22 protein-coding genes are annotated in these 26,962 nt (G+C 68.3%); 16 read left to right on the forward strand and 6 right to left on the reverse strand.

Going from position 1 to position 26,962, the window contains the following annotated elements:
* Nucleotides 1–272 precede the first annotated feature (272 nt).
* The gene (trmA, locus tag HSX14_RS05510) at nt 273–1,367 is read right to left on the reverse strand and encodes a tRNA (uridine(54)-C5)-methyltransferase TrmA (protein WP_173173504.1); all 1,095 of its coding nucleotides are present in this window, start codon (nt 1,365–1,367) and stop codon (nt 273–275) included.
* Nucleotides 1,367–2,659 carry an NCS2 family permease gene (locus tag HSX14_RS05515; RefSeq protein WP_173173502.1) on the reverse strand — a complete coding sequence of 431 codons (1,293 nt, stop codon included), beginning with the start codon at nt 2,657–2,659 and terminating at the stop codon, nt 1,367–1,369. The genes trmA and HSX14_RS05515 overlap by 1 nt, the downstream gene beginning before the upstream one ends.
* A gap of 293 nt (nt 2,660–2,952) precedes the next feature.
* Between HSX14_RS05515 and HSX14_RS05520 the strand changes: the two genes are divergently transcribed.
* The 3 genes from HSX14_RS05520 to HSX14_RS05530 are packed head-to-tail and all read left to right on the forward strand — an operon-like array spanning nt 2,953 to nt 6,673.
* Nucleotides 2,953–3,483, forward strand: coding sequence for a (2Fe-2S)-binding protein (locus HSX14_RS05520; RefSeq protein ID WP_173173500.1), 531 nt, complete (start codon nt 2,953–2,955; stop codon nt 3,481–3,483).
* Nucleotides 3,480–4,469 (forward strand): FAD binding domain-containing protein, encoded by a 990-nt coding sequence (locus HSX14_RS05525; RefSeq protein WP_173173498.1) that lies wholly within the window; start codon nt 3,480–3,482, stop codon nt 4,467–4,469. Before HSX14_RS05520 ends, HSX14_RS05525 begins: the two co-directional genes overlap by 4 nt.
* On the forward strand, nt 4,466–6,673 hold the full coding sequence (locus HSX14_RS05530) for a xanthine dehydrogenase family protein molybdopterin-binding subunit (protein WP_173173496.1): 2,208 nt from the start codon (nt 4,466–4,468) through the stop codon (nt 6,671–6,673). Before HSX14_RS05525 ends, HSX14_RS05530 begins: the two co-directional genes overlap by 4 nt.
* Here HSX14_RS05530 and HSX14_RS05535 read toward each other — a convergent pair whose 3' ends face one another.
* Nucleotides 6,674–7,891, reverse strand: a complete 1,218-nt coding sequence (locus tag HSX14_RS05535) for an MFS transporter (protein WP_173173494.1) — start codon at nt 7,889–7,891, stop codon at nt 6,674–6,676.
* A gap of 281 nt (nt 7,892–8,172) precedes the next feature.
* Between HSX14_RS05535 and HSX14_RS05540 the strand changes: the two genes are divergently transcribed.
* The 8 genes from HSX14_RS05540 (at nt 8,173) to HSX14_RS05575 (ending at nt 17,349) form a co-directional block, all read left to right on the forward strand.
* A complete protein-coding gene (locus tag HSX14_RS05540) occupies nt 8,173–11,004 on the forward strand; it encodes a xanthine dehydrogenase family protein molybdopterin-binding subunit (protein ID WP_173173492.1) in 2,832 nt (943 codons plus the stop codon).
* A complete protein-coding gene (locus tag HSX14_RS05545; RefSeq protein ID WP_173173490.1) occupies nt 10,997–11,536 on the forward strand; it encodes a (2Fe-2S)-binding protein in 540 nt (179 codons plus the stop codon). Before HSX14_RS05540 ends, HSX14_RS05545 begins: the two co-directional genes overlap by 8 nt.
* Before the next feature lies 1 nt (nt 11,537).
* Complete coding sequence (locus HSX14_RS05550) at nt 11,538–12,761, forward strand: cytochrome c (protein WP_173173488.1); 1,224 nt, start codon at nt 11,538–11,540, stop codon at nt 12,759–12,761.
* 2 nt (nt 12,762–12,763) lie between these two features.
* Nucleotides 12,764–13,735, forward strand: coding sequence for an XdhC family protein (locus HSX14_RS05555; protein ID WP_173173485.1), 972 nt, complete (start codon nt 12,764–12,766; stop codon nt 13,733–13,735).
* A 27-nt stretch (nt 13,736–13,762) separates the two neighbouring features.
* On the forward strand, nt 13,763–14,350 hold the full coding sequence (locus HSX14_RS05560) for a nucleotidyltransferase family protein (RefSeq protein ID WP_173173483.1): 588 nt from the start codon (nt 13,763–13,765) through the stop codon (nt 14,348–14,350).
* A 379-nt stretch (nt 14,351–14,729) separates the two neighbouring features.
* A complete protein-coding gene (locus HSX14_RS05565) occupies nt 14,730–16,175 on the forward strand; it encodes a cytochrome ubiquinol oxidase subunit I (protein WP_173173481.1) in 1,446 nt (481 codons plus the stop codon).
* A 2-nt stretch (nt 16,176–16,177) separates the two neighbouring features.
* Nucleotides 16,178–17,185 (forward strand): cytochrome d ubiquinol oxidase subunit II, encoded by a 1,008-nt coding sequence (gene cydB / locus HSX14_RS05570; protein ID WP_173173479.1) that lies wholly within the window; start codon nt 16,178–16,180, stop codon nt 17,183–17,185.
* Nucleotides 17,186–17,202: 17 nt separating this feature from the next.
* A complete protein-coding gene (locus HSX14_RS05575; RefSeq protein ID WP_173173477.1) occupies nt 17,203–17,349 on the forward strand; it encodes a DUF2474 domain-containing protein in 147 nt (48 codons plus the stop codon).
* A gap of 263 nt (nt 17,350–17,612) precedes the next feature.
* Here the strand turns inward: HSX14_RS05575 and HSX14_RS05580 are convergent, their stop codons facing one another.
* Entirely contained in the window at nt 17,613–18,737 is a 1,125-nt protein-coding gene (locus HSX14_RS05580) for a methyltransferase (protein ID WP_173173475.1), read from the reverse strand.
* Between the two features lie 327 nt (nt 18,738–19,064).
* Between HSX14_RS05580 and HSX14_RS05585 the strand changes: the two genes are divergently transcribed.
* Together HSX14_RS05585 and HSX14_RS05590 are read left to right on the forward strand one after the other, a co-directional pair.
* The gene (locus HSX14_RS05585; protein WP_173173473.1) at nt 19,065–20,057 is read left to right on the forward strand and encodes a TRAP transporter substrate-binding protein; all 993 of its coding nucleotides are present in this window, start codon (nt 19,065–19,067) and stop codon (nt 20,055–20,057) included.
* Nucleotides 20,058–20,141: 84 nt separating this feature from the next.
* On the forward strand, nt 20,142–20,918 hold the full coding sequence (locus HSX14_RS05590; RefSeq protein ID WP_173173471.1) for a ferredoxin--NADP reductase: 777 nt from the start codon (nt 20,142–20,144) through the stop codon (nt 20,916–20,918).
* A gap of 56 nt (nt 20,919–20,974) precedes the next feature.
* Here the strand turns inward: HSX14_RS05590 and HSX14_RS05595 are convergent, their stop codons facing one another.
* Together HSX14_RS05595 and ccoN are read right to left on the reverse strand one after the other, a co-directional pair.
* Nucleotides 20,975–21,220: a cbb3-type cytochrome c oxidase subunit 3 gene (locus tag HSX14_RS05595; protein WP_173173469.1), complete on the reverse strand. Its 246-nt coding sequence runs from the start codon at nt 21,218–21,220 to the stop codon at nt 20,975–20,977.
* A 10-nt stretch (nt 21,221–21,230) separates the two neighbouring features.
* Entirely contained in the window at nt 21,231–22,655 is a 1,425-nt protein-coding gene (gene ccoN / locus HSX14_RS05600) for a cytochrome-c oxidase, cbb3-type subunit I (protein ID WP_173173467.1), read from the reverse strand.
* A gap of 288 nt (nt 22,656–22,943) precedes the next feature.
* On the opposite strand from ccoN, the gene HSX14_RS05605 reads away from it, so the two are divergent.
* From HSX14_RS05605 to HSX14_RS05615, 3 genes are all read left to right on the forward strand, one after another.
* Nucleotides 22,944–24,614 (forward strand): nitrite/sulfite reductase, encoded by a 1,671-nt coding sequence (locus HSX14_RS05605; RefSeq protein WP_173173465.1) that lies wholly within the window; start codon nt 22,944–22,946, stop codon nt 24,612–24,614.
* Complete coding sequence (locus HSX14_RS05610; protein ID WP_173173463.1) at nt 24,611–25,093, forward strand: DUF934 domain-containing protein; 483 nt, start codon at nt 24,611–24,613, stop codon at nt 25,091–25,093. Before HSX14_RS05605 ends, HSX14_RS05610 begins: the two co-directional genes overlap by 4 nt.
* A 286-nt stretch (nt 25,094–25,379) precedes the next feature.
* Nucleotides 25,380–26,942, forward strand: a complete 1,563-nt coding sequence (locus HSX14_RS05615) for a TerC family protein (protein ID WP_173173461.1) — start codon at nt 25,380–25,382, stop codon at nt 26,940–26,942.
* Nucleotides 26,943–26,962: the final 20 nt, after the last annotated feature.

Raw genomic sequence — 26,962 nt, forward strand, 5'->3', positions numbered from 1 at the left:
GCGCGTATGGGGCCTGGCGCGGCGTCCTGTAGGGGCGACTTCAGTCGCCAAGCGGCGCGCAGCGCCGCCGCGCCCTTGTGGGAGCGAATTCATTCGCGATCGGAGCGCCAGGCGGTCACCTCGGCCTGTTTCCGAGCGCGCCTCACCTCCGCCTTGGTGGAGGTAAAAAGCGACCTCCACCCTACACAGCGGTCATGCCCGCGCGGCGGCAGGTTTTTTGTGGGAGCGAATTCATTCGCGATCGGGGCACCAGGCGGTGACCCCGGCCGGAATCAGCGACGCACCAGCAGCACACCCGATTCCATGTGGTGGGTGTAGGGGAACTGGTCGAACAGGGCGCAGCGCTCGATGCGGTGGGTGTCGTGCAGCTGGGCGACGTTGGCGGCCAGGGTCTCCGGGTTGCAGGAGATATAGAGGATGCGTTCGAAGCGGCGGGTCAGTTCGCAGGTGTCCGGGTCCATGCCGGCGCGGGGCGGGTCGACGAACACGGTGCCGAACGCGTAGCCCTTGAGGTCGATGCCGGCCAGGCGGCGGAACGGGCGCACCTCGTTGAGGGCCTCGGTCAGTTCCTCGGCGGAGAGGCGCACCAGGGTCACGTTGTCCACGCCGTTGTCGGCGAGGTTGGCCAGGGCGGCATTGACCGAGGTCTTGCTGATCTCGGTGGCCAGCACCTGGCGGGCGCGGGTGGCCAGGGGCAGGGTGAAGTTGCCGTTGCCGCAGTACAGCTCCAGCAGGTCGTCCTGGCGCTCGCCCATGGCCTCGAAGGCCCAGGCCAGCATCTTCTGGCACACCTCGCCGTTGGGCTGGGTGAAGGCGCCTTCAGGCTGGCGGTAGCGGAAGGCGCGGCCGGCGACGGTCAGCTCCTCTTCCACGTAGTCGCGGCCGATGACGATGCGCTTGCCCTTGGAGCGGCCCACCAGGCTCACGCCCAGGTCGGCGGCGAGCGTCTCGGCCTCGGCCTTCCAGGCATCGTCCAGGGGGCGGTGGTAGCAGAGGGTGATCAGCGCATCGCCCGACAGGGTGGTGAGGAACTCCACCTGGAACAGCTTGAACGACAGCACCTGGCTCGCCTGCCAGCCGGCCTTCAGGCGCGGCATCAGCTCGTTGATGCGGCGGCTGGCGATGGGGAAGTCCTCGATCAGCACCGGGGTGAACTTGTCGCCGGCCTCGAACATCGCGTAGTGGCGGGTCTCGCCACCGGTCTCGCGCCACAGGCGGAACTCGGCGCGCAGGCGGTAGTGCTCGCGGGGGGAGTCGAACACCGCCGGTTGCGGTGCGTCGAAGGGCGCCAGCAGGGCCTTGAGGCGCTCGGTCTTCTCGGCGAGCTGCGCGGCGTAGCCGGCGGGATCGAACTGCGGGCGGCTCATCAGTGGAAGAACCCCATCTTGATCACGAAGAGTACGGCGAGGATCACCAGCGCCGGGCTCAGTTCGTTGTAGCGGCCGGCCAGGGTCTTGATGGCGGCCCAGGCGATGAAGCCGAAGGCGATGCCGTCGGCGATGGAGTAGGTGAAGGGCATCGCCAGGGCGGTGATCAGCACCGGGGCGGCGGTGGTCAGGTCGTTCCAGTCGATCTCGGCCAGGCCCGAGGCCATCAGCACGGCGACGAAGAACAGCGCCGGCGCGGTGGCGAAGGCGGGCACGCTGCCGGCCAGCGGGGAGAGGAACAGCGCCAGCAGGAACAGGATGGCGACCACGATGGCGGTGAGGCCGGTGCGGCCACCGGCGCTGACGCCGGCGGCGGATTCGATGTAGCTGGTGGTGGTGGAGGTGCCCAGCAGCGAGCCGCCCATGGCGGCGGTGGAGTCGGCGATCAGTGCGCGGCCCATCTTCGGCATGTGGCCGTCGGCACGCATCAGGCCGGCCTTCTTGGCCACGGCGATGAGGGTGCCGGAGTTGTCGAACAGGTCGACGAAGAGGAAGGCGAAGATCACGCTGACCAGGCCGATTTCCAGCGCGCCCTTGATGTCCAGCTGCAGGAAGGTGGGCGCCAGGGACGGCGGCATGGAGACGATGCCGCCGAACTTCGACACGCCCAGGCCGATGCCGGCGAGGGTGACGGCGAGGATGCCGATCAGCACGGCGCCGGTCACCTTGCGCGCCTCCAGGGCGACGATCAGGAAGAAGCCGAGCACCGCCAGCACCGGCTCGGGCTTGGCCAGGTCGCCCAGGGTCAGCATGGTCACCGGGTGGGCGGCGACGATGCCGGCCTTCTGCAGGGCGATCAGCGCCAGGAACAGGCCGATGCCGGCGGCGATGGCCGAGCGCAGCTCCAGGGGGATGCTGTTGATGATCCATTCGCGGATGCGGAAGATCGACAGCACGAAGAACATGCACGCCGAGATGAACACCGCGCCCAGGGCCACCTGCCAGGTGTGGCCCATGTGCAGCACCACGGTGTAGGTGAAGAAGGCGTTCAGGCCCATGCCCGGGGCGAGGGCGATGGGGTAGTTGGCGATCAGGCCCATGATGGCCGAGCCGATGGCGGCCGCCAGGCAGGTGGCGACGAACACCGCGCCCTTGTCCATGCCGGTCTCGCCGAGGATGTCGGGGTTCACGAAGAGGATGTAGGCCATCGTCAGGAAGGTGGTGATCCCCGCCAGGACTTCGGTGCGTACGTTGGTGTCGTGCGCTCTGAGTTGGAACAGTTTTTCCAGCATGTGTGCTCCCCGTGACGTCTGCGCGTCGTGTTGGCCCGGACTGGATAGCAGTCAAGCACAGCGCCTGCGGTTGGGCGCCGTTTCTGCCAGCCCGGCAAAAAAGGCGCGCATCATACCAGCTCCCCCGGGGGCGGTGAATTTATGACCAGACGGGCAGCTTCGGTTTCGTCGGCACGCCCGCCGGGGCAGAAACCCTGAACCTCGGGGAAGACCGGCCAGTCCACCTCAAAGATGCGGGTATCCACACCCGCGCACCGCCCTTCGGGGCCGGACGAGACGAGCCCGAGGTCGACATGAGTGCCCTATCCAGCCCACGCCGAGGCCCCGCTGCCATCGGCCACCTGATCCAACTGGTCATCAACGGCGAACCCCATCGGTTGCAGGTGGAGCCCTGGACGACGCTGCTCGACCTGCTGCGCGAGCGCCTCGACCTGGTGGGCACCAAGAAGGGCTGCGACCACGGCCAGTGCGGCGCCTGCACGGTGCTGCGCAACGGGGTGCGGATCAATGCCTGCCTGGCCCTGGCGGTGATGCAGGACGGCGCCGAGATCACCACGGTGGAGGGCCTGGAGCGTGGCGGCGAGTTGCACCCCATGCAGGCCGCGTTCATCCGCCACGATGCCTTCCAGTGCGGCTACTGCACGCCGGGACAGCTGTGCTCGGCGGTGGCCCTGGCCCGCGAGAACCGCGCCCACGACCGCGACGCCATCCGTGAGCAGATGAGCGGCAACCTGTGCCGCTGCGGTGCCTACGCCAACATCCTCGACGCCATCGAGGAGGCGCTGCCGGCCTGCCGTGGCGCCGCCGAGGGGGACGCCGCATGACGCCTTTCAGCTACGAACGCCCCGAGGAGCTGGACCAGGCGCTGGCGCTGGCCGGCCCCGGCGCGCGCTTCATCGCCGGCGGCACCAACCTGGTGGACCTGATGAAGGAGGACGTCGAGCGGCCCGAACGGCTGATCGACATCACCGCGCTGCCCCTGCACGGCGTGCTGGTCGGCGAGGGCGGCGGCCTGCGCGTCGGCGCCCTGGTGAGCAATGCCGACCTGGCCTGGCACCCGCGCGTGCAGAGCCACTACCCGCTGCTGGCCGAGGCGCTGCTGGCGGGCGCCTCGCCGCAGCTGCGCAACATGGCCACCGTCGGCGGCAACCTGCTGCAACGCACCCGCTGCCAGTACTTCTACGACGTGGCCACGCCCTGCAACAAGCGCGAGCCCGGCAGCGGCTGCCCGGCGCGCACGGGGCTCAACCGCAACCACGCGATACTCGGTGCCAGCGAGCACTGCGTGGCCACCCATCCCTCGGACATGTGCGTGGCCCTGGCGGCGCTGGAGGCCGTCGTGCACGTCGCCGGCCCCGGCGGCACGCGGGCGATCCCCTTCGCCGACTTCCACCGCCTGCCGGGCGACGAGCCGCAGCGCGACAATCACCTGGCGGCGGACGAACTGATCACCGAGATCGAGCTGCCGCCGTCGCCCTTCGCCCGCCACAGCGCCTACCTGAAGATCCGGGATCGCGCTTCCTACGCCTTCGCCCTGGTCTCGGTGGCGGCGGCCCTGCGCCTGGATCACGGCGTCATCGCCGAGGCGCGCATCGCCCTGGGCGGTGTGGCGCACAAACCCTGGCGCCAGCCCGAGGCCGAGGCGGCACTGGTGGGCAAACCCTGCACGCCGGCCTCCTTCCGCGTCGCCGCCGACCGGCTGCTGCAAGGGGCCGAGGGGCTGGGGCGCAACAATTTCAAGGTGGAACTGGCCCGCCGCGCGGTGATCCGCGCCCTGGCCGACGCCGCCAAGGGAGGGCCCCACGCATGAGCGCATCGCCACTGGGCAAGGCCCTCGACCGGGTGGACGGTCGCGACAAAGTCACCGGCCGCGCCCGCTACGCGGCTGATTTCGCCGCGCCGGGCCTGTTGCATGGCTGGGTGGTCAACGCCGGCATCCCGCGCGGGCGCATCCTCGGCATCGACAGCCGTGAGGCGGAAGCGGCGCCGGGCGTGCAACTGGTGCTGACCCACGCCAACCGGCCGCCGATCGCCAGCTACGACGAGCCCTATGAGGACGCCGACGCCGCCGACGGCTCGCCGTTCCGGCCGCTGTTCAACGACCGCATCCTTTATGACAGCCAGCCGGTGGCGCTGGTGGTGGCCGAAACCCTGGAGCAGGCGCGCCACGCCGCCAGGCTGGTGCGGGTCGAGTACCAGGCCGAGCCGTACCAGACGGACCTGCTGGCCGCCCTCGATGACGCCCACCTGGCCCCGGCGTCCCTGCCCGAGCCGCGCGGCGATTGCGCGGGAGCCCTGGCGGGTGCGGCGCTGCGCATCGAGGGGCAGTACAGCTCGCCCATCGAGCATCACAACCCCATGGAGCCCCATGCCGCCACCGTGGTCATGCAGCCCGACGGCGCGCTGCTGGTCTACGACAAGACCCAGGGCACGCAGAACAGCCAGCAGTACATCGAGCGGGTGTTCGGCCTGGAGCCGGGCCGGGTGCGGGTGATGGCGCCCTTCGTCGGCGGCGCCTTCGGTTCCGGCCTGCGCCCGCAGTACCAACTGGTGCTGGCGGTGATGGCGGCACTCAAGCTGCGGCGCTCGGTGCGGGTGACCCTGACCCGGCAACAGATGTTCAGCTTCGGCTACCGCCCGCGCACCGTGCAGCGCCTGGCCCTGGGCGCCGCCGCCAACGGCGAGCTGCGCGCCCTGCGCCATGAGGCGGTGGCGCAGACCTCGCGCTTCGAGGACTTCACCGAGCACGTGGTGGAGTGGTCCGGGATGCTCTACCAGTGCGACAACGTCGAGCTGGGCTACCGCCTGGCGCCCCTGGACGTCTACACGCCGCTGGACATGCGCGCCCCGGGCGCGACCCTGGGGGTCTTTGCCCTGGAGTGCGCGATGGACGAGCTGGCCGCCGCCGTGGCCATCGACCCGTTGCAGCTGCGCCTCGTCAACTACGCCGAGCGCAACCAGAACGAGGGCAAGCCCTTCTCCAGCAAGGCCCTGCGCGAGTGCTACGCCCAGGGTGCCGAGCGCTTCGGCTGGGCGGCGCGTGACCACCAGCCGCGCAGCATGCGCGAGGGCCGCGAGCTGATCGGCTGGGGCCTGGCCACCGGCGTCTGGGAGGCGATGCAGAACCCGGCCAGCGCCCGTGCGCTGATCGACGGCGACGGCCACCTGCACGTGAGCAGCGCGACCACCGACATCGGCACCGGCACCTACACGGTGATGACCCAGATCGCCGCCGCGAGCCTGGCTCTGGACATGGCGCAGGTGACCTTCAGCCTGGGCGACTCGCACCTGCCCAAGGCCCCGCTGCAGGGCGGCTCCTTCACCGTTTCCTCGGTGGGCAGCGCGGTGCAGCAGGCCTGTATCGCGCTGCAGGACGAATTGCTGAAGGCCGCCGTGGCAATGGAGGACTCGCCCTTCGCGGGGCTTGCGCGCGATCAGGTGGAGTTCGTCGACGGCCAGTTGCGGGTCATCGGCGCGCCGGAGCTGGCGCTGGGCTATGGCGAGATCGTCCGCGCCAGCGGCGGCGCGGCGCTGGAGGCGGAGGTGGAGGCCAAGCCCGACGAGAAGCGCGAGGCCTATTCCTCCGCCACCCACTCGGCGGTGTTCGTCGAGGTGCGGGTGGACGAGGAACTGGGCGTGGTGCGCGTCGCCCGGGTGGTCAGCGCCATCGCCGCCGGGCGCGTGGTCAACCCGAAGACCGCGCGCAGCCAGATCCTCGGCGGCGTGGTGTGGGGCATCGGCATGGCCCTGCAGGAGGAGACCCAGACCGACCACGGCCTGGGCCGGCACATGAACCACAACCTGGCCGAGTACCACATCCCGGTGCACGCGGACATCGGCGAGGTCGAGGTGATCTTCGTCGAGGAGGAGGACCGCGTGGTCAACGCCCTGGGCTCCAAGGGCGTCGGCGAGATCGGCATCGTCGGGGTCGCGGCGGCCGTGGCCAACGCCATCTGGCATGCCACCGGCAAGCGCATCCGCGACCTGCCGATCACCCCCGACAAGCTGCTCTGATCAGTCGCCGCCGTGCAGGCGGTCGCGGTTGGCCAGGGTGGGGAAGAGCCTTATCCACAGGCCGGTGATGAGCAGCGTGCCGACGCCGCCCATCACCACCGCCGGCACGGTGCCGAACCAGGCGGCGGTGACCCCGGACTCGAACTCGCCCAGCTGGTTGGAGGCGCCGATGAACAGGCCGTTGACGGCGCTGACGCGGCCGCGCATCTCGTCCGGGGTGTGCAGCTGCACGAAGGCGCCGCGGATCACCATGCTGATCATGTCCGCCGCGCCGAGCACCGCCAGCACCGCGAGGGAGAACCAGAACGAGGTGGACAGGCCGAAGGCGATGGTCGCCACGCCGAACACGCCGACGGCGGTGAACATGATCCGCCCCACGTTGCGCTCGATGGGGAAGCGCGCCAGCCAGAACGACATCGCCAGGGCACCCACCGCCGGTGCCGAGCGCAGCAGGCCGAGGCCCCAGGGGCCGGTGAGCAGGATGTCCTTGGCGAACACCGGCAGCAGGGCGGTGGCGCCGCCCAGCAGCACGGCGAAGAGGTCCAGGGAGATGGCGCCGAGGATGTCCGGGCGGCTGCGGATGAAGCGGATGCCGGCCAGCAGCGACTCCATGGAGGCGGGCTCCTTGCGCAGCACCTGCTGGCGGCTGGCGAGGGTCAGCATCAGGCAGCAGGCGATGCCGTAGAGCACCGTCACCGGGCCGTAGACCCAGAGGCTGCCAAGCGCATAAAGCAGGCCGCCCAGGGCTGGCGCGACGATGGTCGCCGCCTGCATCGCCGACGCGGCGGCGGCCACGGCGCGGGGGAACAGCTGTGCCGGGACGATGTTCGGCAGCAGCGCCTGGGTCGCCGGCATCTCGAAGGCCCGCGCGGCGCCGAGGGCGAAGGCGAGGAGGAAGATCATCTCGCGGCTGACGCTGTCGGTGGCGCTGCCGAACACCAGTGCAGCGGCGATCAGGCCCTGGGCCGTCTGGCACAGCGCCGCGACCCGGCGCCGATCGTAGCGGTCGGCGACATGCCCGGTATGCAGCATGAACAGCACGCGCGGGAGGAATTCCGCCAGGCCCACCAGGCCCAGGTCGAGCACGCTGCCGGTGAGGGCGTAGAGGTGCCAGCCGATGGCCACGGTGAGCATCTGGAAGCCGCTGGCCGTGCAGACCCGGGCGAGCCAGAACGCGAGGAACGGGCGGTGGTGACGCAGGAGCTGGGCCTGGGGCATGGGAAAAATGCTTAGGGAGCTATCGGAAGCGCAGCCTATCACCTTGCCCGAGGGCGGGTGAATGGGGCTTGCGGGATTTCATCGTCGACCCGACGAGCTCGTTTCCTGACTGATCGGGCAAATTTTTCTTTTTCTGCCAGACCGCCTTGGTTAGAATTTGACTTCGAGGTCAAAAAATCCTTTCGACTACGCTTGAATCGACCACTCCCGAGAGTGGCCGACAACCGTTTTTACGCTCAGAAAACAGGGGTCGGCATCCGCCAAGGCTCCGAGGAACGGGTATGTCCAACCGTGAGTTATCCCGACGCGCCTTCCTGCAGGGCAGCGTCATCGCAGGTATCGGCATCACGCTGGCACCGCTGGGCAGCAAGGCCTTTGCTGCATTGTTCGAAGACCGGGTCACCGCCTCGCCGCAGCCCTGGTACACGCCGGGCGGCCAGGCGCGAGCGCGCATCGACGGCGTCTCCAAGGCCTGCGGGGCCAAGGTCTTCGCCCGTGACATCCGCGCCAAGGACATGCCCGGCTGGCCCGAGCGCCAGGGCCACGCGCTGCTGATCAAGGCGACCCGCGCCGATCACCTCTACGCCGGCCTGGACCTGTCCATGCTCGGCGACGAGCTCAAGCCCGATCGCCTGGTCACCGCGGCGGACCTCGCCCGTGACGGCATCGGCTTCCCCGAAGGCCACAACCTCGACCCCTTCCTGCCGGAAGGCCAGGTGCCGATGTTCATCGGCCACCCGGTGGCACTGCTGATCTGGACCGACTTCGATCGCTACCGCCGGGCGAAGAACATCCTCAAGTTCAACGAGAAGGTGGTGCGCTACGGCGCCAAGGCCGAGCTGTACCAGGCCGACCCTTACGGCAGCTTCCGCTTCGTGCGCGTCGGCGGCGAGACGCCCTTCGAGCCGGACGTGTTCTCCAGCCTCAAGGACAGCATGCTGTTCCCCATCATCCGCCAGCGCAAACCGGTGTGGAGCCAGCAGGCCAAGATCAACGGCGACCTGACCCAGCAGGGCCTGTACTACGCCGAGCGCATGGAGCAGCAGCTCAAGGCGCCGCCAGAGGACTGGCTGGTGTTCGACGAGCGCTTCACCACCCAGTCCATCGAGCCGGCGGCCCTTGAGGCCGACAACGGCAACGGCTGGTACGACGCCGAGAGCGGCACCCTGCACTTCGTGGTCGCCACCCAGTGCCCCTTCGAGGTGGCCGAGCAGACCGCGCATATGCTGGCGCCGTCGCGCTTCAAGGTGGCCAAGCTCAACCTGCACCCCGGCTACACCGTGGGCTACGGCTCCAAGGACAACAACATCTTCGTCTTCTACGCCGCGCTCGCCGCGATGTACGGCGAAGGTGTGCCGGTGCGCCTGGCCAACGACCGCTACGAGCAGTTCCAGAGCGGCATCAAGCGCCACCCCTTCGACATGCACTACCAGCTGGCGGTGAACAAGCAGGACCACAGCTTCCAGATCTTCCGCGCGCACATGGACGTCGATGGCGGCGGCCGCGCCAACTACAGCTCCTCGGTGGCGGCGGTCGGCGCCACGGCGGCGCAGTCCATCTACTACCTGCCGCAGAGCGACCTGGCCGCCACCGCGTACCATTCGCGCGGCGTCGAGGCCGGCTCTATGCGCGGCTATGGCACCCTGCAGACCATGGCCGCCACCGAGATGATGGTGGACGAGGTGGCCGGCCGCCTGGGCCTGGACGCCATCGATCTGCGCAAGAAGAACGTCTTCAAGACCGGCATGAAGAACACCCAGGGTGCGATTCCCGCCGGCGCGCTGCGCCTCGACGAGATCCTCGACAAGGCCGCCCAGCACGAGATCTGGCGCACCCGCGCGGAGCGCAAGAAGCGCTTCGACGCCGAGGACCCGGACAACCTCTACGGCGTCGGCTTCGCCATGTGCCAGAAGGACTTCGGCACCGGCTCCGAGGCGCCCCTGGCGAGCCTGGAGATCACCGCCGACGGCCGCGTGCTGCTGCGCCACGTGGCCATCGACATGGGCACCGGCATGGCCACCTCCCAGGCGCTGCTGGCCGCCGATCACCTGGGCCAGCCGGCCCACGAGATCAAGACCGGCGAGACCGACTGGCACGAGCTGGGCCTGGTCACCAGCGGCAACCCCTACATCATCAGCCAGGCCGACCAGGACGCCGCGCTGAAGAACCCGCGCTGGGTGGGCAAGCTGGCCTCGCCGTCCTCGGCCACCAACTCCGCCTACTACTCCGGCCACGCAACCCGCGAGGCCGCGCGCATCCTCTTCAACCACGGCCTGTGGCCGGCGGCGCTGAGCATCTGGGGCCGCGGCGAGTACAACGGATCGCTCAACCCCTACGTGGTGCGCCGCGAGGACGCCCACTGGAAGGACGGCGCCCTGAGCGCCGGCGGCATGCCGCCGATCCCCTTCGAGCTGCTGGCCAGGAAGGCCCACGACCTGGGCCTGATCACGGGTGCCAGCGTGCACGGCTTCAACCGCTGGAAGTGGGCCTCGGCCGAGTTCGAGATCAACGGCGTGCGCGAGAGCCTGCCGCTGGACGCGGTGGCGGTGAAGTACGGCACCGGTGCCGACGCAGGCAAGCGCGCCCTGATGACCCGCAACGGCTACCACCTGCTGGACCGCGTGTCGGTCAGCTACCCGGAAACCCAGCTCAACAACGCCATGGTCACCTACTACAGCCCGGTGGCCACCCTGGTGGAGATCAAGGTCAACAAGGGCAGTGGCGAGGCCCGGGTGATCAACCACCATTCCTGGATGGAGTGCGGCCGGGTGATCGTTCCCGAGCTGGTGCTCGGCCAGCTGGAAGGCGGCATCGCCATGGGCATCGGCCACGCGCTGATGGAGGAGATGCCGCTCTACGAAGGGGGCCCGGGCGAGGGCACCTGGAACTTCAACCGCTACCAGCTGCCCCGCGCGAAGGATGTCGCCGTGTGGTCGCAGACGGCGGAGATCCTGCCGCCGCTGTCGCCCAGCGACCCGGCCAAGGGCATCGCCGAAGTGGTGATGATCCCCGTGGTCGGCGCCATCGTGAACGCCGTGGCCCATGCCACCGGCAAGCGCCTGCGCGACCTTCCCCTGACTCCGGCCCGCATCAAGGAGGCCCTCCATGGCTAACCGCGCGCTCAGCATGAACATCAACGGCCAGGCCGTCGGCCCCATCGAGGTGGCGGACGACCTGATGATGATCGACTTCCTCCACGAGTACCTGAACCTCACCGGCTCGCGCCTGGGCTGCGGCCAGGGCGTGTGCCACGCCTGCGTGGCCATCCTCGACAAGCCCGACGGCACCAGCGAGGAGATCCGCACCTGCATCACCGGTGCGCATTTCTTCGCCGGCAAGAACGTGCGCACCATCGAAGGCCACGCCAAGCGCGACGCCAAGGGCGAGGTGAGCGAGCTCAACCCGATCCAGCAGAAGTTCGTCGACCAGTTCGCCTTCCAGTGCAGCTACTGCACCCCGGGCTACGTCAACGCCGCCACCGTGCTGGTGGAGAAGCTGCAGCGCCAGCCGGTGAAGCGCAGCGAGCTGGAGACCGAGATCGACAACGCCCTCGGCAAGCACATCTGCCGCTGCACCGGTTACGTCCGCTACTACAGCGCCGCGCGCGATGTGGTCGAGGAACTGGGTCTGGTGAAGGAAGGTTGAGATGAAACGACTGCTGATCGCCGCCGCTCTGCTCCTGCCCCTGGCCGCCACCGCCGCGCCCGAAGCACCGGCCGACAAGGCCCTGATCGAGCGCGGCCGCTACATTTCCCGCGCCGCCGACTGCGTGGCCTGCCACAGCATCGAGGGCAGTGCCCCCTATGCCGGCGGCCTGCCGCTGGAGTCGCCCTTCGGCACCATCTACGGCACCAACATCAGCCCGGACAAGGAGCACGGCATCGGCAACTACACCGCCGATGACCTCTACCGTGCGCTGACCCAGGGCGAGAAGCCCGACGGCAGCAAGCTCTACCCGGCGATGCCCTACACCTCCTACCACCTCATCACCCGTGAGGACTCCGACGCCCTCTACGCCTACCTGATGAGCCGCGAGCCGATCCCCAAGGCGAGCCCGCAGACCAGCTTGACCTTCCCGTTCAACCTGCGCTTCGGCCTGGCCTTCTGGAACATGCTCTACAAGAACCGCGTGCAGATGCAGCCGGCGGAGGGCAAGAGCGAGGAATGGCAGCGCGGCCAGTACCTGGTGGAAGCCCTCGGCCACTGCGGCGAGTGCCACACCCCGCGCAACGCGCTCGGCGCGCTGCAGCAGGACCAGCGCATGGAGGGCGGCGTACTGCTGGGCTACCTGGCGCCGAGCCTGAAGGCCGAGGCGCTGGCCGCGCGCGGCTGGACCACCGACGACCTGGCGACCTTCCTCAAGCACGGCATCAGCGCCCAGGGCACGGTGTTCAACGAGATGTACCCGGTGCTGCACCACAGCCTGCAATACCTGCCGGAGGTGGATCACCAGGCCATGGCGGTATTCCTCATGGGCGACCAGCCGCCGGCCCCGGCAACCATCGCCACCCGCCCGCTGGCCGAGCTGACCGCCAGCGCCCAGGCCGGTCGCCAGGAGTACCTGAACCTCTGCGCCGGCTGCCACGGCGCGCAAGGGCAGGGCATCCCCCACGTGGCGGTGGCCATGGCCGGCAACACCACCTTGCGCCAGGAGGATTCGCGCAACCTCCTGCGGGTGATCGACGACGGCATCCGCGAACAGCAGTTCACCGGCTTTGAGCGGATGCAGCCGATGCCGGGCTTCCAGCACGATCTTGATGACGAGCGGATGCGTGATCTGCTCAACTACCTGCGCCAGACCTGGGGAGGATCGCCCGGGGACATCGGTATGGAGAGCGTCTCCCAACTGCGAAGCGAAAAGGTTCACTGACCATGCAACACCTCGACCTCATCGTCGTGCGCAAGGCCCTCGAATGGTCCCGGGCCGGCCAGCGTGTCTGGCTCTGTACCGTGCTTTCCACCTACGGCTCGGCGCCCCGTGCGCCGGGTTCGCTGCTGGCCGCCAACGAGGCGGGGCAGTGGGTGGGGTCGTTGTCCGGCGGCTGCGTCGAGGATGATTTCCTCGAACGCGTCGCCGCAGGCGCCTTCCCCGAGCCGCTGGCGCTGGTGCGCTACGGCGACGGCAGCGATGAGCGTTCGAAGATCAGCCTGCCCTGCGGCGGGGTCCTGGATGTGCTGGTGGAGAACCTGCCGGCCGATTGCGAGGTGCAGGCGCACCTGCGCGAGCTGGAAAGCGCCCTGGCCGGGCAGCGCCGGCTGCTGCGGGAGATCCGCATCGATGACGGCAGCCGCTCCCTGCGGGAGGATCGCGAGCAGGGCGCCCGGGTGGAGCGCGACGAGCAGGTGATCCGCCTGCGCGTGGGCGCCGCCCAGCGTCTGTTGCTGGCCGGGTATTCCTCGGTGGCGCAGGTGTGCGCCGAGTTCGCCCAGCCGCTGGGCTTCGAGGTGGTGCTCTGCGACCCCCGCGAGGAGGTGCTCGATGGCGTCGAGCTGCCGGGCGTCGAGGTGCGCCGTGAACTGCCTTCCGAGGTGATCCGCAGCGGCGGCTGCCACGCCGACACCGCCGTGGTGGCGCTGACCCACGACCCGCGCATCGACGACCTGGCGATGATCGAGGCGGTGCGCACCGAGGCCTTCTACATCGGCGTGATGGGCTCGATGGCCACCAGCGCCAAGCGCCGGGAGCGCCTGCGCCGCGTGGGCGGCCTGAGCGAAGCGGACATGGCCCGCATCATCGCCCCCATCGGCCTGAACCTGGGCAGCAAGACCCCGGCGGAGATCGCCCTGGCGGTGCTCGCCGACATCCTGCGGGTGCGCAATGCGATTCCGCGCGAGCGGGTCTAGATTTCGTCTCCTGCAGGAGGCCCCCCGATGCCCCATGTCATCGCCCTGATCCTCGCCGCCGGCCGTGGCACCCGCTTCGGCAGCGACAAGCGCCAGGCGCGCCTGGCCGACGGGCGCACCCTGCTGGCGGCCAGCGTGGAGCGGGCGCGGGCGGTGTTCGACGAGGTGCGGGTGGTGCTGCGCCCGGAGGACGACCCGGCGGCGCTGGGCCTGCCCGCCGCTTGCCCGGTCATCCGCTGCGCGGACGCCGACCAGGGCATGGGCCACAGCCTGGCTGCCGGTGCGCGCGGGTTATCCACAGCCCCGGGCGATGCCCTGGCGGTGTTGCTGGGCGACATGCCCTGGCTGGCCGAGGCCACCCTGCGCGAGCTGCTGGCGCGGGCCGACGCCCGGCGCATCCTGTTTCCGCTGCACCAGGGCCAGCGTGGCCACCCGGTGATCTTCGGCCGGGCCTTCTGGCCCGAGCTCGAACGCCTCCAGGGCGACGAGGGCGCCCGGGCGGTGCTCGCCGCCCATCGCGAGGCCTGGTTGGCGCTGGAGGTGGACGACCCCGGCGTGGTGCTGGACGTGGATACGCCCCAGGCCCTTGATACGGGACAGGTGGAAAGGCCGTAGGCGTGCACCGGCTGCCAGGGGGGCAGGGGTGGATGACGCTTCATCCATCCACCAGGCGGGTTGGCGGGCTGCTCAGGACTGTCCAGTGACCTTGTAGCGGAGCTCCGGTCCGGCTCCGTGTTTGTCCAGGGTTATCCACTCGCTGCGGCAACCTGCCGCGTGGCAATCGACCACAGCATTTTCCCTCGAGCGAAGCGCTACTCTTTAGCTGCTGATTGATCTGCGTCAATGCCCGCCCCTTGGGCTTGCGCTTGCGGCTGAACGAGCCGCCATCTCCCTGAAACCTCACATAAAAAGAACGAATTCCCAGGGCCAGCGCTCCAATTGCCGGAGTGACCCGCCCAGGGCCGTGCCCGTGAACCAGCTAGAGGACGTCGTAATGTTCGGATTGGAGGCTCTTGATCTCGCCCGAATCCAGTTCGCCTTCACCATTTCCTTCCACATCATCTTTCCGGCCATCACCATCGGCCTGGCGAGTTACCTGGCGGTACTGGAAGGCTTGTGGCTGAAGACCAACCGGGAGGTCTACCGCGACCTCTATCACTTCTGGTCGAAGATTTTCGCCGTCAACTTCGGCATGGGCGTGGTGTCCGGCCTGGTGATGGCCTATCAGTTCGGCACCAACTGGAGCGCGTTCTCCGACTTCGCCGGCTCGGTCACCGGGCCGCTGCTGACCTATGAGGTGCTCACCGCGTTCTTCCTCGAAGCCGGCTTCCTCGGCGTGATGCTGTTCGGCTGGAACCGCGTCGGGCCGGGCCTGCACTTCTTCTCCACGGTGATGGTGGCCATCGGCACGCTGATCTCCACCTTCTGGATCCTGGCCTCCAACAGCTGGATGCAGACGCCCCAGGGCTTCGAGATCGTCGATGGCCGGGTGATCCCCACCGACTGGTTCGCGGTGATCTTCAACCCGTCCTTCCCCTATCGCCTGGCCCACATGGCCACCGCGGCCTTCCTCGCCACGGCGTTCTTCGTCGGCTCCTCGGCGGCCTGGCACCTGCTGCGCGGCCGGGACAACCCGGCGATCCGCCAGATGCTTTCCATGGCCATGTGGATGGCCCTGCTGGTGGCGCCGGTGCAGGCCTTCATCGGCGACATGCACGGCCTCAACACCCTGGAACACCAACCGGCGAAGATCGCCGCCATCGAGGGCCACTGGGAGAACCCGCCCGGCGAGGCCACGCCGCTGATCCTCTTCGGCTGGCCGGACATGGAGCGCGAGGAAACCCGCTTCAAGGTGGAGATCCCCTACCTGGGCAGCCTCATCCTCACCCACAGCCTGGACAAGCAGGTGCCGGCGCTGAAGGAGTTCCCCAAGGAAGACCGGCCCAACTCCACCATCGTCTTCTGGTCGTTCCGCATCATGGTCGCCCTGGGCCTGCTGATGATCCTGGTCGGCGTCTGGAGCCTGTGGCTGCGCTGGCGCGGCGGGCTGTTCAGCTCGCGGCCGTTCCTCCACCTGTGCCTGTGGATGGGGCCGTCCGGGCTGATCGCGATCCTCGCCGGCTGGTTCACCACCGAGATCGGCCGCCAGCCCTGGGTCGTGTACGGACTGATGCGCACCGCCGACGCCTCGTCGAACCACAGCTTCGCGCAGATGAGCCTCACCCTGATCATGTTCGTGGTGGTCTATTTCGCCGTGTTCGGCGCCGGCTTCAGCTACCTGCTGCGCCTGGTGCGCAAGGGGCCGAAGACCGACGAGGGCAAGGAGCAGGGCATCGGTGGTCCCGGCCAGAAACGTACGCCGGCGCGGCCCATCTCGGCGGCCGACGAGAATATGGAAGACGACGACAACTCGGGTGACGACCTGGGCGCGAGGAACTGAACATGGGCATCGACCTTTCTCTGATCTGGGCGATCATCATCGTCTTCGGCGTGATGATGTACGTGGTGATGGACGGCTTCGACCTGGGCATCGGCATCCTCTTCCCCTTCGTCAAGGACGACTCCGAGCGCGACGTGATGATGAACACCGTCGCGCCGGTGTGGGACGGTAACGAGACCTGGCTGGTGCTGGGCGGGGCGGGCCTGTTCGCGGCCTTCCCGCTGGCCTACTCGGTGGTGCTCAGCGCGCTCTACCTGCCGCTGATCTTCATGCTCATCGGCCTGGTGTTCCGCGGCGTGGCCTTCGAGTTCCGCTTCAAGGCCAAGGAGCACAAGCGCCACATCTGGGACAAGGCCTTCATCGGCGGCTCCCTGGCGGCGACCTTCTTCCAGGGCGTGGCCCTGGGGGCCTTCATCGAGGGCATCCCCGTGGAGAACCGCCAGTTCGCCGGCGGCGGGCTGGACTGGCTGGCGCCGTTCCCGATCTTCAGCGGCCTGGGGCTGGTGGCGGCCTATGCGCTGCTCGGCTGCACCTGGCTGATCATGAAGACCGAAGGCCGCCTGCAGGAGCAGATGCACGACATGGCCCGGCCGCTGGCCCTGGTGCTGCTGGCGGTGATCGGCATCGTCAGCATCTGGACGCCCCTGTCCCACGGCGAGATCGCCCAGCGCTGGTTCAGCCTGCCCAACCTGTTCTGGTTCCTGCCGGTGCCGCTGCTGGTGCTGGTGACCTTCTTCTACCTGCTGCGATCGGTGGCGAACTACGACAACATCAAGCCCTTCGTGCTCACCCTGATCCTCATCTTCCTCGGCTACAGCGGCCTGGGAATCAGCCTCTGGCCGAACATCGTGCCGGGCTCGCTGAGCATCTGGCAGGCCGCCGCGCCGCCGCAGAGCCAGGGCTTCGCGCTGGTGGGGGCGCTGTTCATCATCCCCTTCATCCTCGTGTACACCGCCTGGAGCTACTACGTGTTCCGCGGCAAGGTCACCCCGGACCAGGGCTACCACTAGTGGACAGGAGAGCGACCATGGCTGTGGACAACCCCGAGAAGAAACCCCTGTGGCAGCGCCTGGGCTGGCTGCTAGCGATCTGGACCGGCAGCGTCCTGGCCCTGGGCGTGGTGTCGTACCTGCTGCGCCTGTTCATGAATGCGGCGGGGCTGAGCACGCCCTGAGCAGGGCTCGGACCCGCTCCTGCTCGTTCCTGTAGAGCGAGCTCTGCTCGCGAAGCTCTTTGCGACGGGCAGGATGCCCGGCCCGGCTCCGATGGTGGACCGGTGAAGCGGGGTCCACCCTGCGCGACTGAGCGGGTTCCCTCGGTATCAGGGAGCGCTGGGGCGGCAGGTTGGATGTCGCTTTTTACATCCACCGGCGATGCCCGGCTGGCTCCGAGGGTGGGCCCGCGAATCCCTACGACGACGCCCGAATGATCGCGCCCCTATTTGCTGGCCTTGAGGATCACGAACTTGGGCGTGGCGGCGATCTGTTCGACGCCGCGGTACAGGCGCTTGAGCTTGGCGTGGTAGCCCAGGTGGCGGTTGCCGACTATCCACAGCTCTCCGCCGGTGACCAGCGCATCGCGCGCCTGCACGAACATGCGCCAGGCGAGGAAGTCGCCCACCACCTGCTGCTGGTGGAAGGGCGGGTTGCACAGCACCAGGTCCAGCGAGCCGGCCGGCTGCTCGGCGAGGCCGTCGCCGGGGCGGATCTCCACCGGGCGCTCGCCCAGGGCCGCGCGCCAGTTATCCACAGCCGATTGCACGGCCATGTACGACTCATCCACCAGCGTCAGCTGCGCTTCCGGGTTGGCCAGGGCGTAGGCGATGCCGAGCACGCCATTGCCGCAGCCGAGGTCGGCCACGCGGGTGGCGTCCAGGCGCCTGGGCAGGTGCGGGAGGAAGGCGCGGGTGCCGATGTCCAGGCCTTCGCGGCAGAACACGTTGGCGTGGTTGAGCAGCTCGAGGCGCGGTTCGTCGAGCTGGTAGCGGGTCGGGTAGGGCGAGCGGGCGGCCGGTCGGCCCGCCGCCGTGGCCACCAGCAGGCGGGCCTTCTTCACCGCCAGCGAGGCCTGCATCGGGCCGATGTACTTCTCCAGCAGGTCGCCGGCGGCGTGGGGCAGGTGCTTGACCATGCCGGCGGCCACCACCGTGGCGCCGGGCGCCAGGCGAGCCTGCAGGCGGATCAGTTGCTCTTCCATCAGCGCCAGGGTCTTGGGCACGCGGACCAGCACGCGGTCGAAGGTGCCGTCGATCGGTTCGCTGGCCGGCACGAAGCGCACCGCGTCGGTGGCCAGGCCGTTGCGCGCGAGGTTGCGTTGCAGGCCGAGGAAGCCCAGGTGCGAGTCGCCGCTGCTGGTGACCTGCACGTGCGGCGCCAGGCTGGCGGCCAGGGCGCCGAAGCTGTCGTTGAGCACCAGCACCCGGGTGGCGGCGTCGGGCGCCTGTTCGTGCAGGTGGCCGAGCAGGTACTCGTCGGCGGCGTCGAAGGCCTGCAGCGGGTCGTTCGGCTGGTCGGGAACGCGGACCAGGTCGAGCTGGCCGAAAGGGGTGAGCAGTTGGGGCATCGGGAACTCTGGAAAGGGCTGAGGGCGGAGATTGTGCTGGAAGTGAGAGCTGGTTGGGATTAGCGGTGCTTGTTTATTGATCAGTTTTGCCTAAGAATCCGCGCCTCTGATTTCGGCCCGCCATCCCATGGCGATTCTCTGCGCCGGAACAGCTCCAATAATAACCAGGCATCTGGCATTTCTCTGCCCTGAACGACCTGGTACGCCGTAAAAAACGGTGCGTACCCGCTGGTTGGGAGCGGGCGTTCCACCGAAAAAAACCTTATTCCAGACGGAGCCGACGCGCATGGCGCGGGCTTCGCCGTTGCCATTTGCACAGGTGCATACATGTACAAGTCTCTGTTCGGGGCGCTGTTCGCTTCGCTCATGGTCCTTTCCAGCTCCGCGCTGGCCGAGGAGCCGATCCTCATCAAGTTCTCCCACGTCGTGGCCGAGGACACGCCCAAGGGCAAGGGCGCGCTGCTGTTCAAGAAGCTGGTGGAAGAACGCCTGCCGGGCAAGGTGAAGGTCGAGGTCTACCCGAACTCCAGCCTCTTCGGCGACGCCGACGAGATCCAGGCGCTGCAGAGCGGCCAGGTGCAGATGCTGGCGCCCTCGCTGTCCAAGTTCGAGGCGTACACCAAGCAGTTGCAGGTATTCGACCTGCCGTTCCTGTTCGATGACCTCGAAGCCGTGAAGCGCTTCCAGAAGCGCGACAAGAGCCGCGAGCTGCTGCGCTCGATGTCCAAGCAGGGCATCTATGGCCTGGGCTACTGGAACAACGGCATGAAGGAGCTGACCTCCAGCCGCGAGCTGCGCAAGCCCGAGGACGCCAAGGGCCTGGCCTTCCGTATCCAGCCGTCCTCCGTGCTCGACGCGCAGTTCGGCCTGCTCGGCGCCAAGACCGTGAAGATGCCCTTCGCCGACGCCTTCAAGGCGCTGCAGGCCGGCACCATCCAGGGCACCGAAGGCCCCTGGTCGAACATCGCCAGCCAAAAGATCGACACCGTCCAGCCCTACGTCATCGAGACCAACCACGGTTCGCTGAACTACATGCTGATCACCAACCAGAAATTCTGGATCAGCATCCCGTACCAGACCCGCACCGAGCTGGAAGCGATCATCGAAGAGGTCACCTTCGCGGTGAACAAGGAAGCCGAGGCGATGAACCAGAAGGACCGCGAGCGCGTCATCGCCGCCGGCAAGACCAAGGTGATCACCCTCACCCCCGAGGAGCGTGACGCCTGGCGCCAGGCCCTGTTGCCGCTGTGGAAGACCTACGAGGCGGAGATCGGTGCCGACGTGTTGCGCGCGGCCCAGACCGTCAACCGCAAGCACTGACCGGTCTATAGCCACAACGCGCGCGGGTGTTTCCCGCGCGCGCTTTGCGGGACACTGGCGGGGTTCCAGCGACAGGAGCCCGCAATGAGCGCCAGCGAAGAGAAGTTCACCCGCCAGACCCTGCTCGACGTCCAGACCCTGACGCCGAGCCTGTTCACCCTGCGCACCACCCGTGACCCCGGCTTTCGCTTCCGCGCCGGCCAGTTCGCCCGCCTGGGCGTGACCAGGGCCGATGGCAGCACCGTGTGGCGCGCCTACTCCATGGTGTCGGCCCCCCATGACGAGCACCTGGAGTTCTTCTCCATCGTGGTGCCCGGCGGCGAATTCACCAGCGAGCTGAGCCGCCTCGCCGTGGGCGACACGCTGCTGGTCGACAAGCAGGCCTTCGGTTTCCTCACCCTCGATCGCTTCAATGACGGCCGCGACCTCTGGCTGCTGGCCACCGGCACCGGTATCGCGCCTTTCCTGTCCATCCTCCAGGACCTGGAGGTGTGGCAACGCTTCGAGCGCATCGTGCTGGTGTACAGCGCGCGGCATGAACGCGAGCTGGCCTACCAGCCGTTGATCGCGGGCCTGAAGGGCCTGGAGCATCTGGAAGGCGTCGCCGACAAGCTGACCTACATCCCGGTGGTGACCCGCGAGCAGGTGCCGGGTGCGCTGAACGGGCGCATCACCACGCTGATCGAGAACGGCGAGCTGGAACGCGTCGCGGGCCTGGCGCTGGCCCCCGAGCACTCGCGGGTGATGCTCTGCGGCAACCCGCAGATGATCGAAGACACCCGTGCCGTGCTCAAGGCCCGCGACATGAACCTGGCCCTGACCCGCCGGCCCGGGCAGGTGGCGGTGGAGAACTACTGGTAGAAGACGCTGGCCCAGCGAGCCTTTGTCTCTTTCGGCGCTTTTGCAAGGCGCGGGCTTCACATCTCCACATCCCCACGACTCGCACAAGCGCCGTCGCAGCGCCCGGGGCAGCTGCAACCGGTGCTGCTGCGCCCGGTGGCGCGCTCCATGCGCCGGGCCACGGGTTCGTCGTCGGCGAAGGGCAGCATGGTGGCTTCGTCGATCTGCCGCTGGTCCTTGCCGCCCAGGCTGAGCTGGGTGGCGACGTAGAAGAACACCAGGGCGCCGAGGGACAGCAGCCCGTAGAAGCCATCCAGGTCCATGGCCGCCTCCTCAGGTGCGGGCCGCGATGGCGGCGGTTTCGCTGCGCGGCGCGCGGATGGTGACCCAGCTGTTCCAGGCCATCAGCAGCATGCCGGTGAGGAAGAAGGCGCCGCCGATGAAGCGCACCAGGAATCCCGGGTGGCTGGCTTCCAGGGCCTCGACGAAGGAGTAGGTGAGGGTGCCGTCGTCGTTGACCGCGCGCCACATCAGGCCCTGGGTGATGCCGTTGACCCACATCGAGGCGATGTAGAGCACGGTGCCGATGGTGGCCAGCCAGAAGTGCGCGTTGATCAGCCGGGTGCTGTACATCCGCTCGCGGCCGAAGATCTTCGGGATCAGGTGGTAGAGCGAGCCGAAGGTGATCATCGCCACCCAGCCGAGGGCGCCGGCGTGCACGTGGCCGATGGTCCAGTCGGTGTAGTGGGAGAGGGCGTTGACCGTCTTGATCGCCATCATCGGGCCTTCGAAGGTGGACATGCCGTAGAAGGCCAGCGAGACGACGAGGAAGCGCAGGATCGGGTCGTCGCGCAACTTATGCCAGGCGCCGGAGAGGGTCATCATGCCGTTGATCATGCCGCCCCAGCTGGGCGCCAGGAGGATGATCGACATCGCCATGCCCAGGCTCTGCGCCCAGTCCGGCAGCGCGGTGTAGTGCAGGTGGTGCGGGCCGGCCCAGATGTACAGGGTGATCAGCGCCCAGAAGTGGACGATGGACAGGCGGTAGGAGTAGACCGGGCGCCCGGCCTGCTTGGGGATGAAGTAGTACATCATCCCGAGGAAGCCGGTGGTGAGGAAGAAGCCCACGGCGTTGTGCCCGTACCACCACTGCACCATGGCATCGGTGGCGCCGCTGTAGAGCGGATAGGACTTGAACCAGCTGACCGGGATGGCCATGTGGTTGACCACGTGGAGCATGGCCGTGACCAGGATGAAGGAGCCGAAGAACCAGTTGCCGACGTAGATGTGCCGGGTGCGGCGCTTCATCACGGTGCCGAAGAACACCACCGCGTAGGCGACCCAGACGATGCCCATCCACACGGCGCCGGTGAACTCCACCTCGGCGTATTCCTTGGTGGTGGTCAGGCCCTGGGGCAGGGTGACCAGCAGCATCACCACGAGGACCTGCCAGCCCCAGAAGGTGAAGGCGGCCAGGCCGTCGCCGAACAGCCGCGCCTGGCAGGTGCGTTGCACCGTGTAGTAGCTGGTGGCGAACAGCGCGCTGCCGCCGAAGGCGAAGATCACCAGGTTGGTGTGCAGGGGGCGCAGGCGGCCGAAGCTGGTCCAGGGCAGGTCGAGGTTGAGCTGCGGCCAGACCAGCTGGGCGGCGATGAACACGCCCAGACCCATGCCGACCACGCCCCAGACCAGGGTCATGATCGCGAACTGACGAACCACCCGGTAGTTGTAGGTGGGCTCCTGTAGTGCGGTGTTCATGGCGGAACCTTTTCGATTGCGGAGGAAGGCGCCAGCGCCGGGGCTGGCCAGGTCGCCACTCTAGGAAGCCGGGTCCGAACAAAACAGGCTCAGATCACTGAGGTTTTTAGAGATCAGATCCCGGGCGCGGGCATGCCAGTGAAACAGCGGCGAAGTCGGGCGGGCGCGCAATCTGATCCGTTTTTCGAGTTCACATCTGCGGCTGTTTATGAGGGGCATGGCCGCCCATAGTGGCACCACGTTGTTCCGCTCCCGGTGCAGGGGCGGCGCCAGACCGAGGAGCCTTGCATGTATCGATACGATGACTATGACCACGCGCTGGTACGCGAGCGCGTGGCGCAGTTCCGCGACCAGGTGGCGCGGCGCATCAGCGACGAGCTGAGCGAGGAGGAGTTCCTGCCGCTGCGCCTGCAGAACGGCCTGTACATGCAGAAGCACGCCTACATGCTGCGCGTGGCCATCCCCTACGGCACCCTGTCGTCGCGGCAGCTGCGCACCCTGGCCGGCATCGCCCGCGACCACGACCGCTGCTACGGCCACTTCACCACGCGGCAGAACATCCAGTTCAACTGGATCGAGCTGGCCGAGGTGCCGGACATCCTCGAACGCCTGGCCGAGGTGGAGATGCACGCCATCCAGACCTCCGGCAACTGCGTGCGCAACATCACCACCGAGGCCTTCGCCGGGGTGGCCGCCGACGAGCTGCTGGACCCGCGCCCGCTGGCCGAAATCCTGCGCCAGTGGTCCACCATCAACCCCGAATTCCTGTTCCTGCCGCGCAAGTTCAAGATCGCCATCTCCGCGTCCGGCGAGGACCGCGCGGCCGTCCAGATGCACGACATCGGCCTCTACCTGTACCGCGACGAGGCGGGCGAGATGTGCCTGCGGGTGCTGGTGGGCGGTGGCCTCGGGCGCACGCCCATCCTCGGCCTGCAGATCCGCGAGGGCCTGCCGTGGCAGCACCTGCTGTCGTACGTGGAGGCCATCCTGCGGGTGTACAACCGCCACGGCCGGCGCGACAACAAGTACAAGGCGCGGATCAAGATCCTGGTCAAGGCGCTGGGCATCGAGGCCTTCGCCCGCGAGGTGGAGGCCGAGTGGGAACACCTGCGCGACGGCCCGGCCCAGCTGACCCTCGCGGAGTACCAGCGCGTGGCCGCCGCCTTCGACGCGCCTAGCTACGAGACGCTCGACGACATCGACCTGGCCTTCGGCAGCCAGCTGGCCGCCGATGCCGAGTTCGCCCGCTGGTGCTCGCGCAACCTGCAGCCGCACAAGGTGCCGGGGTACGTCGCCGTGGTGCTGTCCACCAAGCCCGGGGTCGACGCGCCGCCGGGCGACGTCACCGCCGCGCAGATGGAGGCGGTGGCCGACTGGGCCGAGCGCTTCGGCTTCGGCGAGATCCGCATTGCCCACGAACAGAACCTGGTGCTGCCCGACGTGCGCAAGCGTGACCTGTACGCGCTCTGGAACGCCGCCCGCGACACCGGCCTGGCCACGCCGAACATCGGCCTGCTGACCGATATCATCGCCTGCCCCGGTGGCGACTACTGCGCACTGGCCAACGCCAAGTCGATCCCCATCGCCCAGGCCATCCAGCAGCGTTTCGAGGACCTGGACTACCTCCACGACCTGGGCGAGCTGAGCCTGAACATCTCCGGCTGCATGAACGCCTGCGGCCATCACCACATCGGCAACATCGGCATCCTCGGCGTCGACAAGGGTGGCAGCGAGTGGTACCAGATCACCCTCGGCGGCGCCCAGGGCATGGCGGCGGCGCTGGGCAAGGTGATCGGCCCGTCCTTCAGCGCCGCCGAGGTGCCGGAGGTGATCGAGCGCATCGTCGCCACCTACCTCGATTACCGCGAGCTGGAGGAGCGCTTCGTCGATACGGTCGGGCGCATCGGCCTTGAGCCGTTCAAGGAGCGGGTCTACGCGCGCGCGGAGGTGCCGGCATGAACAACCTCATCCGCCTGCGAGATGGAGAGCCGCACCTGGTGCCGGACGACCCCTGGACCCTGGTGCGCGAGGTGGGCGAAGGCCTGCCGGACGGCCCGTTGATCCTGCCGCTGGCCCTGTGGCGCGAGCGAGAAGGCCGCGACGGCCTGCTGCTGCAACCGGATGACGAGGTGGAGACGCTGGGGCCATTGCTGGGTGCCGAGGTGCCGCTCGTCGCCGTGGATTTCCCCAGCTTCCGCGACGGCCGTGGCTACAGCCAGGCCTACCTGCTGCGCAGCCGGCTCGGCTGGCACGGCGAGCTGCGCGCGGTGGGCGATGTGCTGCGCGACCAGCTCGCGCACATGCGCCAGTGCGGCTTCGATGCCTTCGCCGTGCGCGCGGACAAGTCCGTCGTCGATGCGCTCAAGGGGCTGGCCGGGGTCAGCGTGCTCTATGGGCGTTCGGTGATCGAGCCGAGGCCCTTGTTCCGCCGGCGCTAAGCGACTTCGTACACGATTGGTAAAAATTCCCGAGTTAAACGGCGTGCATTCATGTCCTAGGATGCACGTCCGTTTTTTTGATCCGGAACCCAATGGACAGCGACAGTAGCAAACCACCCCCCGGCAGCGTGGGCGTGGCCCCTTCCTTCCCCGGCGCCGCCGAGCGCCCGATCCGAGCGTGGCACCCCGCCGCGCGATCTTCCCGCATGCCGACCCGCCTGCAGCGCTCCCATGGCGCCGATGCAGCCTTCGCGCCTGCCCGTCTTTCGCCCGGGAGTGCCTGAACATGGAATGGATAGCCGACCCCACCGCCTGGCTGGGACTGTTGACGCTGATCGTGCTGGAGATCGTCCTCGGCATCGACAACCTGGTGTTCATCGCCATCCTCGCCGACAAGCTGCCCCCCGAGCAGCGTGACCGCGCACGCCTGATCGGCCTGTCGCTGGCGCTGATCATGCGCCTGGGCCTGCTGGCCAGCATCTCCTGGCTGGTGACCCTGACCGAGCCGCTGTTCGAGGTGTTCGGCCAGGCCTTCTCCGGCCGTGACCTGATCATGCTGTTCGGCGGTGTGTTCCTGTTGTTCAAGGCCACCATGGAGCTGCACGAGCGCATCGAGGGGCGGGTCCACCACCAGGGCGGCAGCCGCACCTATGCGATGTTCTGGCCGGTGGTGGCGCAGATCGTGGTGCTGGACGCGGTGTTCTCCCTCGACGCGGTGATCACCGCCGTCGGCATGGTCGAGCACCTGGAAGTGATGATGATCGCCGTGGTGATCTCCATCGGCCTGATGATCGTCGCCAGCAAGCCGCTGACCGCCTTCGTCAACGCCCACCCCACGGTGATCATGCTGTGCCTGGGCTTCTTGATGATGATCGGCTTCAGCCTCACCGCCGAAGGCCTGGGCTTCCACATTCCCAAGGGCTACCTGTACGCGGCCATCGGCTTCTCGATCCTCATCGAGCTGGCCAACCAGACGGTGCGCTGGCGCCGCAAGCGCCAGCTGCAGGGCAGCCGTGGCCTGCGTGAGCGCACCGCCCACGCGGTGCTGCGCCTGCTCGGCGGGCGCGGCGTGGATGCCGGCGAGGTGGGCGACGACATCGCCGACATGCTCAAGGACGGCGAAGGCGATACCGCGGTGTTCGACCGCCGCGAGCGGGTGATGATCAGTGGCGTGCTGCACCTGGCCGAGCGTTCGATCCGCACCGTGATGACCGACCGCGCGCGGGTCAACCGCATCGACCTGGACGACTCCCGTGAGCAGGTCCACCAGGCCCTGCTGCAGGCGCCGCACTCGCGCCTGGTGGTGATCCGTGGCGGTGCGGTGGACGAGCCCCTGGGCTACCTGCACAAGAAGGAGTTGTTCAAGGAGCTGCTGCGCGGCGAGGAGCCGGACCTGGAATCGCTGCTGCGCACACCGGTCAACCTGCCGGAAAGCGTCTCGGTGCTCGGCGCCCTGGAGCAGATGCGCGAGGCCTCGACCCACATCGCCTTCGTGGTCAACGAGTTCGGCGGCTTCGAAGGCCTGGTGACCATGACCGATATCCTGGAGTCCATCGCCGGCCAGTTGCCCGACGCCAGCGAGAGCGAGGGCCTGGACATCGAGCCCAGTGGCGAGGGCTACAAGGTCAGCGGTGCGGTGAACCTGGCGGTGCTGCGCGAGCGCCTGGGCTTCCGCGCGCGCCCCACGGACGACTACCAGACCCTGGCGGGCCTGGCCATGAGCCTGCTGGACCGCCTGCCGATGGTCGGCGACCGCCTCGAGGTCGAAGGCTGGGAGCTGCGGGTGACCGAGGTGCGCGAGCGCCGGGTCAACCGCCTGCTGCTGAGGCCGGTCGAGGAGACGGGCTGAGCCTGAAAACGAAAACGGCG

Origin of the sequence: Pseudomonas tohonis, assembly GCF_012767755.2 — a bacterium.
GTDB lineage: Bacteria > Pseudomonadota > Gammaproteobacteria > Pseudomonadales > Pseudomonadaceae > Metapseudomonas > Metapseudomonas tohonis.

Excerpts from the sequence above, each read along its gene's own strand:
- HSX14_RS05515 (WP_173173502.1), bottom strand. The coding sequence starts at position 2,659 with ATGCTGGAAAAACTGTTCCAACTCAGAGCGCACGACACCAACGTACGC.
- HSX14_RS05610 (WP_173173463.1), top strand. The coding sequence starts at position 24,611 with ATGAACAACCTCATCCGCCTGCGAGATGGAGAGCCGCACCTGGTGCCG.
- HSX14_RS05565 (WP_173173481.1), top strand. The coding sequence starts at position 14,730 with ATGTTCGGATTGGAGGCTCTTGATCTCGCCCGAATCCAGTTCGCCTTC.
- HSX14_RS05605 (WP_173173465.1), top strand. The coding sequence starts at position 22,944 with ATGTATCGATACGATGACTATGACCACGCGCTGGTACGCGAGCGCGTG.
- HSX14_RS05530 (WP_173173496.1), top strand. The coding sequence starts at position 4,466 with ATGAGCGCATCGCCACTGGGCAAGGCCCTCGACCGGGTGGACGGTCGC.
- HSX14_RS05615 (WP_173173461.1), top strand. The coding sequence starts at position 25,380 with ATGGAATGGATAGCCGACCCCACCGCCTGGCTGGGACTGTTGACGCTG.
- HSX14_RS05580 (WP_173173475.1), bottom strand. The coding sequence starts at position 18,737 with ATGCCCCAACTGCTCACCCCTTTCGGCCAGCTCGACCTGGTCCGCGTT.
- trmA (WP_173173504.1), bottom strand. The coding sequence starts at position 1,367 with ATGAGCCGCCCGCAGTTCGATCCCGCCGGCTACGCCGCGCAGCTCGCC.
- cydB (WP_173173479.1), top strand. The coding sequence starts at position 16,178 with ATGGGCATCGACCTTTCTCTGATCTGGGCGATCATCATCGTCTTCGGC.
- HSX14_RS05550 (WP_173173488.1), top strand. The coding sequence starts at position 11,538 with ATGAAACGACTGCTGATCGCCGCCGCTCTGCTCCTGCCCCTGGCCGCC.
- HSX14_RS05520 (WP_173173500.1), top strand. The coding sequence starts at position 2,953 with ATGAGTGCCCTATCCAGCCCACGCCGAGGCCCCGCTGCCATCGGCCAC.
- HSX14_RS05585 (WP_173173473.1), top strand. The coding sequence starts at position 19,065 with ATGTACAAGTCTCTGTTCGGGGCGCTGTTCGCTTCGCTCATGGTCCTT.
- HSX14_RS05535 (WP_173173494.1), bottom strand. The coding sequence starts at position 7,891 with ATGCCCCAGGCCCAGCTCCTGCGTCACCACCGCCCGTTCCTCGCGTTC.
- HSX14_RS05525 (WP_173173498.1), top strand. The coding sequence starts at position 3,480 with ATGACGCCTTTCAGCTACGAACGCCCCGAGGAGCTGGACCAGGCGCTG.
- HSX14_RS05575 (WP_173173477.1), top strand. The coding sequence starts at position 17,203 with ATGGCTGTGGACAACCCCGAGAAGAAACCCCTGTGGCAGCGCCTGGGC.
- HSX14_RS05545 (WP_173173490.1), top strand. The coding sequence starts at position 10,997 with ATGGCTAACCGCGCGCTCAGCATGAACATCAACGGCCAGGCCGTCGGC.
- HSX14_RS05555 (WP_173173485.1), top strand. The coding sequence starts at position 12,764 with ATGCAACACCTCGACCTCATCGTCGTGCGCAAGGCCCTCGAATGGTCC.
- HSX14_RS05590 (WP_173173471.1), top strand. The coding sequence starts at position 20,142 with ATGAGCGCCAGCGAAGAGAAGTTCACCCGCCAGACCCTGCTCGACGTC.
- ccoN (WP_173173467.1), bottom strand. The coding sequence starts at position 22,655 with ATGAACACCGCACTACAGGAGCCCACCTACAACTACCGGGTGGTTCGT.
- HSX14_RS05560 (WP_173173483.1), top strand. The coding sequence starts at position 13,763 with ATGCCCCATGTCATCGCCCTGATCCTCGCCGCCGGCCGTGGCACCCGC.
- HSX14_RS05540 (WP_173173492.1), top strand. The coding sequence starts at position 8,173 with ATGTCCAACCGTGAGTTATCCCGACGCGCCTTCCTGCAGGGCAGCGTC.
- HSX14_RS05595 (WP_173173469.1), bottom strand. The coding sequence starts at position 21,220 with ATGGACCTGGATGGCTTCTACGGGCTGCTGTCCCTCGGCGCCCTGGTG.